Here is a 19,062-nt window from a genome sequence, read left to right as displayed (position 1 = left end):
ATTAAGGGGGCGGGTCCAAGTGGAGCTCATCCCTTCGCCATTCATTGTGACCAGAGGCGAAGAGATAAGGTAAGTACGACAAGAAGACAATGTTTATATCGAGGTCAGAAGCTTCGCAAGCAAATCTGATCATCTCAGAGAGTAATTAATTCAGAGGTTTCACTACAATACTTGATGCAACTCCTCTAGCTTTAACGGTTTGATCATACATCGCCTCTGCATATGCTGGTGGTACGGTGTATTTACCTACGTTTGTAGCTTTAATTTTATAGACAAGTTCTCTCACGTTTGCATCAACTCCACCAAAGAAATTAACTCTGTCTTCACGGATGTCAAAATACTCCATGGACTCCGCTTTTACGGAATCACTAATTACTTCAAAACCCCCTGGGAGTAGATCTTCGATAGCAACGTTACTTAGGTAGTTATTGCTCAGAGCGCGAACTTGTAGATGCACCTCTATTTCATCACCTAACTTAACTTCAGTCACAGCTTGTCCATCACTATTTCTATATTCCCGATATATTTCAATCCCTTGTTTTAGTGCTTCACTAGGCATGGTTTGATCAAAACCTGATTGCATCAATTGATAAAACAGAGTTTGTTTATCAGGATTATTAAATGTAATTTTTGCAGCATTATTTTCGACACTTACAGAGATATAATTTGAGTTGTTGGCTTTATCTTCCTTGCTATCTCCATCTTTTAAGTCTTCTGTTATCGAGAAGCTGCCATTTGTGCCACCTTGCTCAGACTCCGAGTAGGCGCTTAATGCCAAGCTGGTATAGCCTGATAAAATGGTATTGATGTCATTGGTATTGATTGCTTGAATCAAATTCATAAGCACACTGTCACTCACTTGTTCTAATAAATTAGGGAAGTGTTTAGCAACAATATACAGATACTGGGCATCAGCAATATTGGCATCGTAAAAATCGGTTGAGAATGATCCCGTTGAATGAGTTTGGTATTGGCTTATTAACTGATTGGCCTCATTTTGATTTTTAAGAAGCTGGTATGCAGCAGCTAAATAGACTCCTGTAATATCCTTTTGCCAAGCCTTTGTATCGTCCTTCTGTAAATACAATTGGAGATTTGCGATGTAATTTGTTGTTACTAGCTCATTACGAGTTAACACGTAAATGGCGTAGGCTTGAATCCTTGCTGTATCTAAATCGGAAGGAGTGCGACTGGCTAAATCTTTTAGGTAACTGATCCCGTTATAGTATAAGTTACCTGGAACATTAAATCCTTGTGCTCTGGCTTCTGTTAAAAAGTGCATCGCATAGACTGTTGCGAAATTATTTCCGTAATTCTCACTGAGCCCAGGCCAGTAGCTGAAGCCACCGCTAGACATCTGCCTTTCACTCAATAATTGAATGGTCGTGGTAATCTTTTCATTAATTTGTGCTGACTTATCACTGAACCATGGTTTGTTGTGCATAGCAATCAATGGCAACGCTTTACTGGTTAGTTGTTCAGTGCAACCGTAAGGATAATTATCAAGATATCTTTGGAGTCCAAAGACAAGAATCATGGGACTATTCGATAAGGTTGCATCAACAGTTCGGTATTCCGAGTAGAGTGTTTGTATAACTTCTTGAGTAGTTTTAGTGTCCGTGGTTTTACCACTATTAACAGAAGTGATGAATGGATTGGCAGGTCTGACGCTTAAAGAAATATCCATTTTACTGGATTTGTCATTAGATGAAGCGATAATGGATAATTTAGCTGATCCTAACTTCGATTTTGCTTTTAATTGATATTGAACAGGTTGCTCATGACCTTCACTAATTTTGAGTGTTTGGGTTGGAGAGCCAATAATTTCAAGTTCTGGTGAAGTCGTTAGATCTATCTTAACTTCTGCATTCGTTCCTGAGTTTTTAATATTATTAGCCACACTTGTCGATAGTGTGAACTCATCTCCAGGTGCAACGAAGGTAGGGGCATTGGGACTAATTATAAAATCACCCCTTACCTCAGTGGTGGTTTCAGCAGAGCCGACAGAATCGTTAGAAACAGCCACAGCCATTACTCGTATTGCACCATTAAAGTAGTCAGGAATTTTATAACTGACTTGTTTTTCGATATTGTCGACATCAATAATTCCAGACCAAAATACAACGGGTAAATCCGTCTTACGTTTAAATGGATTGAGACGACCAGCAAGAGCTTCTTCACCTTCATCTCCCCCGACAGCCGAAAGCTCTCTATCTTGCACGAATTTAGGTAGAATTTGATCAACAGTTTGCTGAGTGAAGACTTCAAGAGCTCGTTTTTGAAAGAAGAAAGCCAGTGGGTCTGGAGTAACGTATCTTGCGACTTGGAGTATTCCCTCATCTACAGCAAACACAATGATTTTTCCAGATTTATCAGCGTGATAATCAATGGTTAAATTATCTCCTGGGCGAGCAACTTTAGGTGTGCGTAGTGAGATTTTAACGTCATGGTTATCATGATTAACATTGAATGGGGCCACACTATAACTTAATGGGCTTATAAATAACTCAGGGGATTCCCAATCTCTAATAAACGCTACGTTGATGTAACCATTTCCTTGAAACTCAGCTGGAATCCGAATGGTCTGAACAGAGTTTGTTGTATCTGTCTTAAACCATTGACTGGCGTAAACTTTGTCTCGTTCAATGGTAATTAAGCCTGATCCTGTATACGGTGCAGTGATTTGTAGTTCTATATCTTCATCAGCTTTATACTCATCTTTGCTCAGTTTAATTGATAGCTCAGCGTTCTTAGCCATTGGAGTTTGACTAGCTCCTACAACAGTGTACTTTAATTGGCTTAAAACTGTGTTGGTATTATCGAGAATATTGATCGAGAAATCTCCAATTTGATCGGTGGGTAAAGTAAAGTCAGTACCCTCATCATTGATGTCGAACGAATTTGTACTCAATACTGTTGGTTGAATAACCGATTGATATTGATAGGTGCCATCTGGTTTTTTGACCAACGTTGTTATTGGACGCAATGATATCAATTGGATTTTTAGATCGTTAATAGACTCTTGACCCAGTTGTGGATTTACTGCAATAAAATGAATGCTTCTTGCGCTATTTTGCTTGATAAAATTTAAATCGCCATCAGGTTTATAGCCAACAAAATAGGGGAGGGGGCTTATGAGTGCTTTAACTTGAGTCGTAACGCTACGACCTCCTTCAGCTTCAAATCCTTCGGCAAAAAAGGTCAGCTGATAAGTGGCTTTTTCAAAGCGATCTAATTTTAAGTCAAATTCTGCTTTGCCTTGTTCGTTTGTTGTTTGATCACCTATTGATTCACTAAATGTCTTTGGAGGCTTTTTAGGGTCAAAGAGTGGGTCTGCAAAAATATAATTAGGAAAGACATCAAATTGAATTTGTTGTGGAGTGAGTAGTATTTTCCCACTGATACGTCTGTTTGCAGCAGGCGCACCATATAGATTCCAAAGATCGACGTTGGCTTTGAGTCCTAAAGGTGAACTCCAGCCATCGGCTGGTTGTGGTTCAAGCTTCGTGCTGATTTTCATGCGATCAGGTTGAAACTCAGAAATTTTGATGTTCGTTGAGCCTAAATAGTTTTGGGGGTTATCGTCTTTGATTAAATATAAATTAACGGTGTACTGACCTGTTGGAGAGTTTTGGGTAGTGTTGAAATCCAGTTCTAAATAACCAGCGTCATTAAGCGACATTTTTTCGTCTTTAATGGTTGTGCCGCGTGCATCTATTACAGTAGCTTGCAAAGGTAAACCAGCAGGCTGAGGATTAACAAAACTTTGTTTGACAATCATTCCCACATGGACAGTGTCACCTGGTCTATAGATTCCGCGATCAGAGAATAAATAAGCACTTAAGTTGGTTGGATCTTGGTAATTGGTGTAAATACCACCGATATCAAATTTGGAAAAGTTCAATTGTCGATTGTAATTATTATAGGGGATAAATGAAACATCATTGTTGAGATTTGCTAGATATACCGTAGGTTCTTTATCATCTGTAAAATCTTTCATGGAGGGAAAGTTAGCCCTACCTTGTTGATCACTAACTTGTGACAGAATAGGAAGACCATTTTTGCCTAATACGGTTACAGTGGCTCCAGCTACAGGTGTGCCATTAGTAATTGAGCTAATAAATACATCATGACTTCCATCGCTATTATCCTTTACCAATAGACCCAAATCTGTGATTAGGACCAATCTGCTCGCTTTAACATCAAGGGCATACTGGTTTGCCATATCCCAGCCAGTAGCTTGTAATAGGAATAGACCTTGAGGACCCATAGCCGATGAAGAGTTTGCAAGGTACTTTCCTATGTCTAGAGCGGTATACTGTTGCTTACTTAAATCGCTGGCATCAAACTGCCGAATTTCAGATGAAATTTGACTGATGTTTTGCTGATTGAATGATGGATTGATAAAATACGGGTTATTAAAATCCCCCTGTGTTTGTGTAACCAATTGATTAATGTTATCTGGCAATACTCGCGCAAACTCGAATTTTACAGCAGGAACACCACGAATCAATACAGACAGTTTCTTTTCCCCACTGAATGCAAGCAAGGAGCCCTTATGCAAAAAACTAATTTCTTTTGGAAGTTCAGGTACTTGTACAATGGTGGCAAAATCAGTAGCTAATGAAAAATCTCCAAACCCTTGCATTCCTTTATCCACTTTAATGTATAAATATTGACGAGTAGGTACAGTGAATTTAAAGCTGTGTAAGGTTGAAAAATTGGTCTCAGATGGAATTGCTGTTTTGATCAGAGGAGTTGCTAGTGCGAGGATAGCTGGTGTTACTTCCCCCGGATTACTCCATTGATAATCCGGTTTAGCCTCGGCAGTACTAGTACTTGGATAGTCTTTCGGCAATAAATAGACATGAACCGATTTATTGAATTCTTGTTCATTGACTCCAAGGCTCGTTTCAATACTAAGTACTTGTTCTGGTCTGTCTCTGTCATTTCTTATGACATTCGCTGAAGTAGACACTACTTTTAAAAAATTGCTGGCATCAGGTACTAATGTATTTTGGCTAACTTCAGTTCCGAGCTCTGCGGAGTGTGTAGATGAGCTAATCTTTTTGTTTAAGGTTAATACGATATAGCGTGCAACGTCCTTCACACTGATGTTATCTGAATGCAGGTAGGCAACTCGTTTATTGTCATCGTAGGTGTATTTGAAGGGAATTGGATCAGCCGCTAGATTGAGCTTTCCATCTTTTAATGCTTGGAAATTCAACGACGTATTTTGTTCTAAACTATTGGTATCGACTGGGTAGTTGAATTCGATTGTTGCTACTGCATTTCGATTTTCTGGATTAACTGGATCTTGATAAAATTTGAACTCTTTAATAACGGCCTGAAATGGTTTGGTGGTAAAGCTAACGTCATACTTCTCAATTTTAGCATTTTGGGCAAAGAAAGTGGGAGAGAATTTAATGGTATATTTCTGACCAGCAGGCCAATCCTCATTGGGAACAAATAGTAATTGGCTATCACTATTCCAACTCCATGTACCCGATATTTGAGGAGTCATTTCTATTCCTTCTGTAACTGTTTTGCCTACAAGGCTAATTGGCGCTACAGATTGTGCAATATATCCATCATTCTGAATTCCAAAGTCGATGATAAGATTGTTGGGTATGAGAGTTTCAGCATTGGGTGTAAAATCCGGTACAGCCACCGATGCAGTAACGTAAATAGGTTTAGGTAGATTTTTATACCAATGAAACCCATAAGTAGCTGCAGCAATAAAGGCTATTAATAGTATTGAAGTACTGTAGAATAGAACAGGAGAGCTTTTGGATTTATTTTTTAAATAGAGGAGCCATGGAGGACTATTCCATTGAAACTTCCCGAAGACATTGCTGATGATTGCGCAAAAGAACTTAGCAACAGCCGTAATTGGGTTTTTGTTCATAGTGTGTTTAGCCCTAGTTGAGTCCAATAATAAATTATATAATTCCAATGCAATACATCATTTAATTAAAACAATTTAATGCATGAGAAAAATAATCAAGATAATAAGCATAATATTAGTTTCGCTCTTTGTCAGTGCTTATGCGGTATTATTTTTTTCTGACAAACCAGCATTGCTTGATAAACGGAATTTTTCTACAGCAATCTATGACAGTAAACACCGTTTATTGCGTTTAACATTAAGCCAAGATGAAAAATACAGACTCTTTGCTCCATTAAAAGAAATAGCACCTCAGTTAATAGAGGCAACCTTATTGCAAGAGGATCAATATTATCGTTGGCATAGTGGCGTCAACTCAATATCGTTGTTTAAAGCGATTTGGCAAACTTACTTCATTAAATCTAGGAGAGTAGGGGCATCGACCATTTCCATGCAAGTGGCAAGAATGCATTATGGGATAAATACTAAAACAATTTCAGGCAAATTACTTCAAATGTATCGGGCTTTACAAATTGAATACCATTACACTAAAAATGAAATTTTAGAGGCCTATTTAAATCTAGCCCCTTATGGAGGAAATATAGAGGGAGTTGGAGCCGCTAGCTTAATCTATTTTGGTAAATCAGCACAAGATTTAACCTTGCCTGAGTCCTTAACGCTGGCCATCATTCCACAGAATCCGGTAAAGAGAGGGCCCAAATACGCAAAACTCCAAGAAATAAGAAATAGACTTTTTGACCGATGGGTGCAAATTTATCCTCAGGATAAACAAAAAATGGCTTTATTTGCATTACCTCTTTCCTTACAAACCATCCATAATTTACCTTTTTTAGCCCCGCACTTTACGAATCAGATTTTGCAAAATCCAAGTAAAACTAGCACATCAATCGAGAGTTCCTTAGATTATAAGTTACAAGCTATAACTGAACGAATAACGCGGCAGTATATTTCTAGAAAAAATAGTTTGGGGGTCACAAATGCCTCGGTGTTACTTGTTGACACCCGTGATATGGGTATTAAAGCCATGATTGGATCAGTGGGTTTCTTTAATAAGGAAATCAGTGGTCAAATCAATGGAGTAGACACTAAACGGTCACCTGGTTCTACACTAAAACCATTTATTTATGGATTGGCAATCGATCAAGGATTAATCCATCCAGCAACGGTATTGAAGGATGTCCCTCATAGCTTTAATGGATATAATCCAGAAAATTTTGATTATGATTTTATGGGGCCTATTAAAGCCAAAGATGCACTCGTGTTAAGCCGAAATATACCCGCCATTTATTTGGCAAGCCAACTAAAACAAAACAATTTATATCACGTATTAGAGCAAGCTCGAGTGAGTGGATTAAGATCCGAATCCTACTATGGCTTGTCGTTAAACCTAGGTGGTGTAGAGCTGACTATGAAAGAGTTAGTGAGCTTATACGCAATGTTAGTTAACGATGGGGTATGGTATCCAATTCACAGTTATCATGGAAAAGGTAAACAAAACGGTAGGCGGTTACTTAGTTCTGAGGCAAGCTTCTTGGTTTTAGATATTCTTGAAGGAACTCCTACTAAAGATTTGGTGCACAAAAGTCATACTAAATTACCTGTTGGATGGAAAACAGGAACCTCTTCTGGCTATCGAGATGCATGGACTGTTGGGGTTTTTGGTCCCTATGTTTTAGGCGTTTGGATTGGTAACTTTGATAATAAATCCAACCCTGCTTTTATTGGTAAGGAAATTGCAGCGCCCTTATTCTTCGAAATTATTGACGCAATTCAACATGAAGTAGGTGGAGTTAGTCCAACTCCAAAGCATCCCGAGCATATGAATTTAGAACATGTTGAGGTTTGTAAGGCATCTGGAATGCTACCTACTAAATATTGTACTGATACTGAATGGACTTGGTTTATCCCGGGAAAATCTCCAATTACTACGGACACTATTTTTAGAGAGGTCGCGATCAATAATAGGACAGGCCTTAGAACATGCCATGTTGATGAAAATACGAGATTTGAGATATTCGAGTTTTGGCCATCCGATATCCTCAAAGTATTTAAAAGTGCAGGAGTTTATCGTCATACTCCGCCACCTTTTGAGCCAAATTGTCCTTTGACAAATGGTTTTGGAATCAGTCCCAAAATCAGCTCACCACAAGCAGGGGTTTCTTATGTTGTAAGGGCCACCAGTAAATCAAATAATGCGATCCTATTTAATGCGGTGACTGATGCGGGCATAAGGCATTTGTATTGGTTTATTAACGAAGCATTTATAGCAAAGACTAGAGCGGACGAACCCTATTTGTGGGATGCCAAACCAGGAAAATACACTGTAAGGGTGGTCGATGATAGAGGGCTGTCCGATTCACAAGAAATTTCAATCGAGTTAAGCACTTAAATTGGGTTGTCACAGGTTGTTCCATGCTCCAACCCAGTGAAATTATACAGAATGTTGGTGCTTTTCTTCATCTTCTGAGTTTTCATCCTGGACAGATTGGTTTCTATCCGGATTATTTACGACTTGTTTTTGAGCCTCTAAATAAGGGTCTTTTGAAAATTCACTTGGGGCCCATCCAGCGATAAGCATACCACGATAGAGTAATTGTGTTAGTAACAGGGCTTTGCAGATATTAGCATCACTATTGCTATCACATTCGGTGTTTGTAAATAATAAAGCGATGCATAATCCAACTTGAGCAGCAGCTATGGTACTTTGTACACCATGAACTACTTTTTCAGAAACATGGGTATCAGAACGAAATAGGCTATACGTTGAAACTAAAGTTTGCGCAAATTTGGTTGGAATCATTGCTATTGGGCTAAAAACCTCAAAAGCACTACCAACTACTTCAGTTGCAGCGTTACTTCGTTGTGCATTCCGGTGACCAGTAGAGGATGAATAGGGGGAACGAGTAGTGATCCATGATGTCCATTTTGGCATATTGAAACTCCATATCAAATCAATGAGATGCGTAAGATATCATAGGGTAAAGTGTATTTTCTAGAGTGTAGTTAGGACATTGGAGCGTTAACTAATTGGCTAAAATATTGATGGACTTGTCGTTGTCCTTTTTATTGGTTTCATTTAAGCGATTAATTGTCTTAGGATGCGCAAAAAATACAAGCTTACTGACATAAATGGTCGCAATGAATTGTATGCAGCCCATAATAGTAAACAACACTTCAAATGAAAAATTTGCAATAACCAAACCGCCACACAATAGGGCAATGCCGGTATAGATACTCGATAAACCATTGGCCAGTCCCCAAGTTAAGCCTTCATGCGTTTTATCTTCATAGCGGGCATAAAGGGCATACCACGTTGTTGTAGACAATCCACCAGAGATCCCTAATCCAACCTGGAGCAATGCAAGCTGATGTTTGTTAGATACGAGAATATAGCAAAATGTAAATATTGTTTGTAATGCATACCCCAAAACAAGTAACTTCTCTTTGTAAATGAAATCAGACAAATACCCTAGTCCAATGACCACGACACCAACGGAAATCAGGTAGAGAGCCCATACCCATGAAATATCTAAAGGAGAAGATTGAAATTTCGCACAAAAGATCCCAAATAATGGTCCTAACATGCCTTCAGATAAATACCAAAGATTGTTTGCGAATAATAAAGTCCTTTCTTTTTTGCTGAACATTTTTCTTTGTTTATACCTGTGTATTGTTAACAGTTTTCATCTTATTACCATACAAGGTTACAGATTGATTTCCTATAGATAATTTAAATTATTTTAATAATTTATTTTAGAATTTATTGAGTTTGATAAAATGCAAGAAATTGGATTTGTTTTTTTTGAGCTTATGAGTGTTATGAACCCTCAACGACTGTTATCTTTAGACGTATTTAGAGGCATTACAATTGTCTTGATGATTTTTGTAAATGGTCAAGCAGTACTTAATCATTATTCTATTCTAGGGCATGCGGATTGGAATGGGTGCACTTTTGCTGATTTAGTGTTCCCATTTTTTTTGTTTATTGTTGGATTAACAACAGTAATCAGTTTGCATAAACATAAGTCTAACGAACGCAAGAATGAACTCTATCTCGGGATTCTAAAGCGAACGATTATGTTATTTGCTTTAGGTGTTTTTTTGAATATTTTCCCATACCCAATCAATCTAGAAACAATTAGAATTTATGGTATTTTACAGCGAATTGCAGTTTGCTATTTTGTAGGTGCGCTGTTGTATTTAAACACATCACAAAAGGTTCAACTTGCACTATTTATTAGTATTCTTATTGGATATTGGTTTTTGATGGTAAAGATTCCCGTACCTGGAACATCGGGGACGGAATTGACACAGAATGAAAACTGGGTCGCCTACTTTGATCAATTGCTCTTTGCACCCGCTCACCTCTATGAAAAATATTATGATCCCGAAGGATTTTTGAGTACCTTTCCTGCAATTGCCTCAACATTAGCGGGGTTACTAACGGGTAAATTTTTGCTTTCCTCAAAATCATCATCTATTAAGTGTTTGTTGATGTTACTGGCTGGATGTGTGTTTCTGGTCATTTCTTGGTTCTGGAGTATCAATTTTCCAATGAATAAGAATTTATGGACAAGCTCGTTTGTTCTATGGACTAGTGGTTGGGCGCTTGTTTTATTTGCTGTATGTTACGGTGTAATCGACATTTATGACTATAGAAAGTGGGCGTTTCCCTTCAAAGTATTTGGGATGAATGCGATATTCGCTTTTGTCTTTCACGCCATACTATTAAAGCTACAATATGCGTTTAAAGTGTCAGTTTCGAGTGGTAAGTCTATCTATCTCATCACCTATCTGGCAGATTACTTCTTTGGCAATTTTAGTCAAGAAAATGCCGCGATATTATACGCTTCCTGTTTTGTGCTTTTGAACTATATTACTGTTTGGGTGTTGTATAAACGAGGTATTTTTATCAAATTATAACAATGAAACCAAGGGCTAGGTCCTTGGCTTCATCGGCTTCAATGCATGGTCATTAGCTCGATAGTCGATTTTAATTCTGTAGATTGTTCTTTAGGTTTTGAAGAACTAAATACTGGGTTAAAATGAACTTCTTTGTTTAAACTATCTTCATTATTGTTTTCAAACAGGGTATTCTCTAAGCTTTGCCGAGGTAATTCAAACTCAGGCTTTCTTAAGTCATTTATTTTAACTCCAAGCGTAAGCTCAGATAGTTTAGGGTTGTTCTGGCAAGCTTCCTTAATGAGTAAATATTGAGACAATGTCACAGACTGTTTAAATATGAGTTCAGTTAATTGGCAATCATGGCCTTTAATGAAATTGCATAAATGCTCAATTGTTTTGTCCGATGGGTTATTACGACACGTTTGCGAAATGGATAACTGTTTAATGTGTTTATTTTTTTTCACTAATTCAAGAATCGACTGGACCCCTTTGTCTTCAATGTAATTTTTATCCAGAGTTAATCGTTCAAGATGTGTGTTTTTTTCAAGGGTGTGAGCTAATTGACAAGCATCAGTTGCCATTAAAGTATTTCCACTCAAATCAAGTTCCAATAAATTGGGAGGGTCTGTATCTAGATAATTGCAAAGCCCAGCAATATTCAAGAGGCTTAGGTTATTCGAAGATAAATCTAAACATGCCAAATTTCGGCAATCGTTTAACCATGTAAATAAATGGTTAACATTCAATTGTCCTAAATTAGTATGGCTTATGGTGATACTCGTTAGGTTAGGATTAGATTTAGCAATTTGAGCAATATGATCAAGATCATTACGACCTAAATTTAAATTTTCAATAGAAAGTACTTTTAGGGCATTAGCATTGCAAACACCTTCGAGTGCATTAGTTCGTGCATCAAACCCTCTTAAGTAAAGGTGAGTCAATGTTTGATTGGCTTTCTTTGTATTTAGAACAACCAAATTTGCATCAAGATGTGTAGAAAAGGCTAGGCTCAATTTCTTCAATGGTAACTTTGAAATTTTGTTACAAATGGTTTTTGAACCAGAATTAGAAAGTGGATGATCAATCGTTGTTAAATCTATATCCAGCTTTTGCAATACTGGCTTATTATCAAGCATTATGGCGAGTGCATTTTCTATCAAAGTGCCTATTTTTTTTAATCGGTGATCATCGATAAAATCAAATAAACCTATTGGGAAATTGTGTTTAAAAAAATAATTAAAATCGAGGAGAACCTCAAAATTTAATTCGCACAGCTGCTTATTTAGGGCGATTACATTGGCTAAAATAGCTAATGCATGAACGTTGTCACCAGAAATTGGTATAGAAAGATCAAGTCTAGTGATTGGTGTAACCTTTAAATACTCAGCCATGAACTCTATATCCTCATAAGACAAAGAGTCTGTTAAATCCATATCTAAAAGCTTAAATGTTCCATTTTTTGTAGCGTTGATGCACTTAGCAAGAGAAATCTTCAGCATAATTACTCCTCAAATCCGTTTGATAGATAATTAAAGCTTCATCGGTATATATATACTCCATGGGACCAAAAGTAAACAGGGACAGGACCTGCCAAAAAACCAAATCTCTTCGATAAATGACATTGGTTTTTTTCGTCGTAAGTACTGAGGGAGTTAGTAAACTCTAGTGTGGATTTAGTAAATGGATTTGAGGCTTACCTTAGTGGGGGCGTCCCCACCCAGGTATTACAAGAGCTTCAAAGCTAATGGTGTAAATAAATACACAAAAAGGAGCCGATAAATCATTAATCCATATTATCTCTGGTTTCTAAGAGATCTTTTAACGGCTTAGGAAGAAATGAGCGCATTTTATGAGTCGCTGTATTTGCATTTTTTTGCCATAAAATTCCTAAATAGATAATTCCAAATCCAATGGCTGTCAGGGCTACAGGGAATAGTAGACTCCATTCGAACACGCGATAGGCAAGATATCCAAGGTAATAACAACAACCTATAGCACCAAAAATAACAAATACCTTACGATTTAAAATGACACCCACCAAAATTAATACTACATTAATGCACATGTAGATAAATTTAGACAATTCACTATGGGACTCTTGACTACTTAATCCACCCCAGAAGGCCATTACACCAAAGATGTAAATCCAAAACGCATAATCTGCAGTATCCCTTGAACGAACATCAACCCAGAATGCAAGAAAGGTTGTTAATAATCCAAAATACATGGATACCATTGCTCTTAACTCATAGGTGATGTTATCTCCACCTAGCATTGCTGCGATATCCATTGACATGTACCAAAGAGTAAAGGCTATAGGCATTACCATAAATGGAAAACGATAAATCCAAGCTAATATTACTCCTACGGCAAGAGTAGCTAACTCCATAAATATCCAATTCCATTTCACGTACACATGGTAATCACGGTATACAGAGGCATCTGGCCACCATCCCATGGCTAGTTGAAATCCATAGACAGCGAGTGGTGCTAGACAAATTACAAAAGTTGCACAAATTCCAGCTGGAATAACATGTCCATTTGCATTTAACTTATGACAAAGTGATAATCCCAATAGGGCATAGCAAAGAGAAAGATAGAATATTCCCCAACCGCCAAATATTTCCCATCCTAAATTCATGAACAAGGTCATTGCACCAATTGCGATAAGGCCACCAAAATAATAGAGAACATTGGTTAAATTAAAGCTGGGTTCTTGCCCAGGAAGCGTTTTAATAAAATCAATAAGAGCATTGACCTGCTTCTCATCGATGATCTTTTTATCAACGGCTTGTTGGAGCATATTTTTCGTAATTTTCATGGCCTTCTCCGATCACTACGTCATTCCCTCTACCATGACCTTGTATTGGCTCATTAGGAAAGAGTTGCAAACCCTAATTTCATTATAGTCAATAAATGGGTTACCTATTCAGAGTCAGGACTTACGCAAAGTCCTGAGAGTTAAAAGCGCAATGATAAACAACTTAAACCACCATCAATTTTTCTAAACTCACTTAGATCTATTTCAATGATTGTATAATTCAATTCAGTGAGTGCCTGAAATGTCTCGGGATAACCTTTAGGCATAAGTACAGTTCCATTGATCAAGATGCAATTTGCGGCGTATTCTTCCTTTTTATCAATACGAATTTGATTAAATTCCTTGAATTCGCTGCGATTAGTTAGCTCGCCAGTGACCAATAGTCTGTTTTGGTCCAGATAACTAGCACCAGTTTTTAAATGTAAGTATTCACTGAGTTGAACAGTAGATGCAGTAAAGCCGTGCTGTGTTAAGTAATTTTTTAGCTGTGCGGCACCCTCTGGATTTGTTCTCTGAGAGAGGCCTATAAAAAAATGATTATCAGCTCTCATGACATCCCCAGCCTCTAAAGTACCAGGTGAATTAATGGTATAAATTGCATCAGAATAAAATGATTGAACAGCATCTCTTATTTCTTCCACTTCATTCCGCCTTGTAAGTGCTCCGGGTCTGGTTAGAACGGCAAAATGTTCAGTGAGTAAAGCCACATCTTCGACAAAACAGGAATCAGGAAACTCCTCAAGGGGAGGAAGCTTGGTTATTTTCAGTCCACAGTCAACTAATGCATTGATGTATTCTTGATGTTGAATAAGAGCCTGTTCATAGTTTGGTTTACCTAGATGGGCTGAGGTAGTTATGCCATTAATCAATGAGGCTGATGGTGTACGTACAATTGCATTTGTAAACATAGTTAATATCCTATTTAAAGTTCCCCTGGATTTCCTTTTAAAAGATAGTTATTCTGAATCCATTTGTAAAAGGATTTATACAAAATTAACAATTAGGAATAAGAACATGAAAACAAGGATAGTTTCATTGTTGTTAGCCTCCCTCTGTTGCTCCCAGGTGCAATCAGCCTCAGAAACCCTGATTTGGGGGAATGCTGCTGAACAGTTAAAAAAATATAATCTTGAGTTAAATGGAACAAATCAAAGTCTAATCCAACTTCAAACCTCTAATTATCAACTAAAAGCGGTTGATATTGATAATTTAAGAAAGTCTGAGCATAGTCGCTATGCTATCTATTATAAGAATATTCCAGTGTGGGGTCGTGAAATCACTATTCATAGGGGTTTAAACTCTAAACCCCTTGTTACTGGTATTGATGTCTCTGGAATTGAGAATGATATTGTAAACATGACACCGCGACTCTCACCAAAGGATGTCTTGGATAAAACTTTAGGATTAGTTAATGATAAAATAATTTACAAGCAGATTGATCAAATTGTCTATCTAAATTCGAGTAGCAAGGCTCAATTAGCTTACCATGTGTTTGCTTATACCAATAGCGAAACAAGTTTCGTGGCCCAACCTAATTACATAGTCGATGCAAATACAGGTGAAACTCTTAAGTTCTGGGATGGATTAACGCATAAACGTATAGGACAAGGATTAGGGGGGAACGTCTTTTTATTGCCTTATCGATCCGGTGTATTTCAACATGGTGATGTCCATAAAGACATACCATCTCTTGGTAAGTTTGATGTTCGGATAAAGGGAGCCAATTCTTTTGTTGAAAGTCCTTCTGTAAAGGTCATTAATGCCTCTTTAATTGATTTAGATCAACGCTCATTTCCAATTTTGAGTGTGGTTGAGTTTTTTAAAAACATTCCAACATTTTCCTATCCCTGTAGTAAAGAAACTGGGTATGTGAACGTCAATGATGGTGATACATCACCTAATAACTATAGTTTTTCATCCATCAATGACTCGATGTATTTTGCGGGTATAACTTTAGACATGTACAGCTTGAATTATGGTATCCCTAATCCATTAGGAGACGATTTGCCATTAAGAACCTATACCCATATTAAGAATTTTGATAATGCTTTTGCAGTTCCATCTATAAAAGTGAAAGGCATCTATATTATGCATCAACAAATCGTTATCGGAGATGGAAATACCAAAATGACAGCCCCAGCTCAAGGAACTTTGGCACATGAGTTATCACATAATTTTACAAGGCTACATTCTAATTTGGTCTATCAAGGTCAATCTGGTGGAATTAATGAATCGTTTTCAGATATGGCAAGCATTGCTTTGCAGGATTACTTAAGCCAAAAGTACCCTTGGTATTGGGATGGAAAAGATTGGTCAATTGGTAGAGAGGCAACAATCGGTGCTGAACCAATTCGTTACATGGATCATCCCTATATGGACGGACGATCTATAGAGAATGCTAAGGACTATGATGATAAATTGGATGTTCATCAAACCAGTGGGGTATTCAATAGGGCTTTTTATCTACTGGCAAATCGCCCAAATTGGACAGTTAAAAAAGCCTTTGAGGTCATGATTGATGCAAACATGCACTACTGGACTTCCGAAACTGGTTTTGAAGCTGCTGCATGTGGGGTAATTCAAGCTGCAATAGATCGAAAATACGACAAAATGGCTGTGGTTGATGCCTTTAAAGAGGTTGGAGTGAACTGTCCTGTGAATAAGTTATATCGATCTTAAACTGAGACAGGACTTACGAAAAAAACCAATCTCTTCGTTAAAAGAACTTTAGGGGGCGTAAGTTCGGTGAGATTTAAACTACTGATCGATAGGTTGTGATTGTTCGGGTATTTTATTGGCTTACTTACTTTATTTTGGTCATTTCAGCATTGCAATTGGGGTAAGTTATTCATTAGAATGCAGTCATTTTAATAAGCCTACTTTTCCTTCTTGTAAAAATCCGAGGTTATTGCAAGACAGAAAACCAATCGATTTCTTGTGCCTGAGGTGTTAGGTGCATTGGTGTTAATCGCCGAGAATGGGCAACTAAAGGACTGATAAACCATGACCAAGGGATTGAACTCATTTCTATTTCTAATATCAATTATTGCTGGTTTTGGTGGTTTTTTATTTGGATATGACTCTAGTGTCGTAGCTGATGTAGAAGATCAAGTGATTAAACAACTTTCATTAAGTGACTGGCAGTGGTCACAAATTGTAAGCATTAGTCTACTGGGTTGTGTATTTGGTATACCGATAAGTGGATTCATTTCCGACAGACTTAGCCGACGTTTTTTATTAAAAGTTGTTGCATTAGGATTTATATTCGGAACAGGGCTATGTGCTCTAGCAACAAATTTAACCGTTTTAATAGCAGGACGATTTATCATTGGAGTTTGTATTGGAATAGCCTCATTTATTGTCCCTTTATTTATTGCTGAAATTGCACCACCAGAGAATCGCGGCGCACTTGTTTTATTGAATGGTGTAGCCATTACTTTTGGTCAAGCATTAGCCTTTTTAATTGGCTATTACCTGCATGATTATTCTTCGATGAGTTGGAGATACCTATTTTGGATCGGTTGTATTCCTGCTTTTATTATGTTCATGGGGATGTTTTTTGTACCTCATTCTCCGCGATGGATAATGAAGAAGTATGGAATTGATCATACCTTAAAACTATTAAGGAAAATTAGACCAATAAATTATGATGTGTACAAGGAAATCAATGAAATAAATTCAATTCTAAAGAGACCGAAAGAAGATTACCGATCATTATTCAGGAGACCGGTATTAGGGGTGCTTCTAGTTGGTAGTGGGATAGGGATATTTCAACAAGCCTCTGGAATTAGTGCATTCATGTACTATGGACCTGTAATCTTTGGATCCATTGGATTTTCCCCTGTTAAAAATGCAATATTGGCAACATTTTTACTGGGTTTAATTAATTTTGCATTTACAGTCATTACTCTATTGTATGTTGACAAGCTAGGAAGACGATTTCTTTTACTGTCTGGAACTTTACTTGCTGCAATGAGTTTATTTCTTGTGAGTTTTCTTTTTTCAGGCGCGATATTCGTTAATAAGTATATGATATTATTAGCTTTTTCAGTGTACATTATGGGCTACTGTGTCAGTGTGGGATCACTGTTTTGGGTGCTTATTTCAGAAATATACCCGTTACAGGTTAGAGGGTTTGCGATGAGTATTGCAACTGTCATGCAATGGGCCGCTAATTTTATAGTATCGTTGTATTTTATTGGTATTTATCAAAATATGGGGCAATCATTTACTTTTTCTTTATTTGGTTCCTCATGCTTACTCGCCTGTGTATTTGTGTATTATTTTGTACCTGAAACTACCGGGGTATCCCTTGAGGTTATTGAGAGCAATCTTAACGCAGGATTAAAAATTAGAACTATTGGAAAACCTCTAAAAGATGAGGAACTCCAACAAAAAGACTTTGAACCACTAATGGATTAATTATGAATAAACGATGTCGAATAGGTATTTTAGGGGCTGGTAGAATTGGTAAAATTCATGCTGAAAATGTCAAATATCATATACCTAATTGTGAGCTAGTTGCTTTAGCAGATCCTAACTTGGATTTTCAATGGGCTGAAAACCTTGGTATTGCTTTAATGACACATCATAGTGAGGAAGTCATTAATCATCCAAATATTGACGCAATTATTATTGCTTCTCCCTCTACACAACACATCCAACATATCAATGATTCGATAAAGGCAGGAAAATCTGTGTTTTGTGAAAAACCTATTGGTATAAACGAAGAAGAAATAGTATCCACTTTGCAAGCTGTAAGGGACAGCAACACATTATTACAAATTGGATTTAATCGTCGTTTTGATCCAAGCTTTTCTAACCTTCGCCTAAGACTTAAAGGGGGAGAAATAGGGTCACCTCAACTGATTCGTATTACCTCTAGAGATCCTCGATGCCCAAGTACCGAGTACATCGCTACCTCAGGCGGACTCTTTCTTGACATGACGATTCATGATTTTGATATGGCTCGTTATTTAGCTCAATCTGAGGTTGTAGAAGTCTATGCAATGGGAGCTGTCCTAATTAATCCAGAATTTGAAAATTTGAATGACATTGATACAGCCATCATTCAACTCAGGTTCATGAATGGAACAATGGCAACAATTGATAACAGTAGACAAGCTGTTTATGGATATGATCAACGAATTGAAGTCTTCGGTTCTGAGGGAATGCTACAGGCAAATAATATCCATGAACACTCCGTTAGTTGTCTAAATGCAAACAATTCATACAGCGCTAAGCCTCAATATTTCTTTTTAGAACGTTATCAACAAGCCTTTGTCGAAGAAATAAAGGCATTTTGTGAAGCCTGGAAAAACTCTTTGCCTAGTCCTGTTTCTGGTAATGATGCTCTGCAGGCTTTACGTATTGCTAACGCCGCAAACCAGTCTTTAAAAACCAAATTACCCGTTGTTCTTTCTTGAGG

General features: G+C 37.4%; 11 protein-coding genes. 5 read left to right on the top strand and 6 right to left on the bottom strand.

The window, feature by feature from the left end; all coding sequences use genetic code 11:
* Nucleotides 1-145: 145 nt before the first annotated feature.
* Entirely contained in the window at nt 146-5,908 is a 5,763-nt protein-coding gene (locus Lwal_RS15930; RefSeq protein WP_058481775.1) for an alpha-2-macroglobulin, read from the bottom strand.
* An 82-nt stretch (nt 5,909-5,990) separates the two neighbouring features.
* On the opposite strand from Lwal_RS15930, the gene pbpC reads away from it, so the two are divergent.
* Complete coding sequence (gene pbpC / locus Lwal_RS15925; RefSeq protein ID WP_058481774.1) at nt 5,991-8,297, top strand: penicillin-binding protein 1C; 2,307 nt, start codon at nt 5,991-5,993, stop codon at nt 8,295-8,297.
* 42 nt (nt 8,298-8,339) lie between these two features.
* On the opposite strand, the gene Lwal_RS15920 is transcribed toward pbpC, so the two are convergent.
* On the bottom strand, nt 8,340-8,840 hold the full coding sequence (locus Lwal_RS15920; RefSeq protein ID WP_058481773.1) for a hypothetical protein: 501 nt from the start codon (nt 8,838-8,840) through the stop codon (nt 8,340-8,342).
* A 91-nt stretch (nt 8,841-8,931) separates the two neighbouring features.
* Entirely contained in the window at nt 8,932-9,555 is a 624-nt protein-coding gene (locus Lwal_RS15915; RefSeq protein ID WP_058481772.1) for an MFS transporter, read from the bottom strand.
* A gap of 163 nt (nt 9,556-9,718) precedes the next feature.
* Here Lwal_RS15915 and Lwal_RS15910 point away from each other — a divergent pair, with 163 nt between their 5' ends.
* Nucleotides 9,719-10,831: an acyltransferase family protein gene (locus Lwal_RS15910; protein ID WP_058481941.1), complete on the top strand. Its 1,113-nt coding sequence runs from the start codon at nt 9,719-9,721 to the stop codon at nt 10,829-10,831.
* 38 nt (nt 10,832-10,869) lie between these two features.
* Here Lwal_RS15910 and Lwal_RS15905 read toward each other — a convergent pair whose 3' ends face one another.
* From Lwal_RS15905 to Lwal_RS15895, 3 genes are all read right to left on the bottom strand, one after another.
* Nucleotides 10,870-12,312, bottom strand: coding sequence for a leucine-rich repeat domain-containing protein (locus Lwal_RS15905; protein WP_058481771.1), 1,443 nt, complete (start codon nt 12,310-12,312; stop codon nt 10,870-10,872).
* 284 nt (nt 12,313-12,596) lie between these two features.
* Nucleotides 12,597-13,634: a hypothetical protein gene (locus Lwal_RS15900; RefSeq protein ID WP_058481770.1), complete on the bottom strand. Its 1,038-nt coding sequence runs from the start codon at nt 13,632-13,634 to the stop codon at nt 12,597-12,599.
* A gap of 140 nt (nt 13,635-13,774) precedes the next feature.
* Nucleotides 13,775-14,542, bottom strand: a complete 768-nt coding sequence (locus Lwal_RS15895) for a dimethylarginine dimethylaminohydrolase family protein (RefSeq protein WP_058481769.1) — start codon at nt 14,540-14,542, stop codon at nt 13,775-13,777.
* A 106-nt stretch (nt 14,543-14,648) separates the two neighbouring features.
* On the opposite strand from Lwal_RS15895, the gene Lwal_RS15890 reads away from it, so the two are divergent.
* The 3 genes from Lwal_RS15890 (at nt 14,649) to iolG (ending at nt 19,060) form a co-directional block, all read left to right on the top strand.
* Entirely contained in the window at nt 14,649-16,313 is a 1,665-nt protein-coding gene (locus tag Lwal_RS15890; protein WP_058481940.1) for a M4 family metallopeptidase, read from the top strand.
* A gap of 324 nt (nt 16,314-16,637) precedes the next feature.
* Nucleotides 16,638-18,056: a sugar porter family MFS transporter gene (locus Lwal_RS15885; RefSeq protein WP_058481768.1), complete on the top strand. Its 1,419-nt coding sequence runs from the start codon at nt 16,638-16,640 to the stop codon at nt 18,054-18,056.
* Nucleotides 18,056-19,060, top strand: coding sequence for an inositol 2-dehydrogenase (gene iolG / locus Lwal_RS15880; protein WP_193787252.1), 1,005 nt, complete (start codon nt 18,056-18,058; stop codon nt 19,058-19,060). The genes Lwal_RS15885 and iolG overlap by 1 nt, the downstream gene beginning before the upstream one ends.
* Nucleotides 19,061-19,062: the final 2 nt, after the last annotated feature.

The organism is Legionella waltersii (assembly GCF_001468085.1).
Taxonomy (GTDB): Bacteria; Pseudomonadota; Gammaproteobacteria; order Legionellales; family Legionellaceae; genus Legionella; species Legionella waltersii.
The sequence above is the reverse complement of the archived record's forward strand: the minus strand, read 5'-3'. Positions and strand labels throughout refer to the sequence as shown.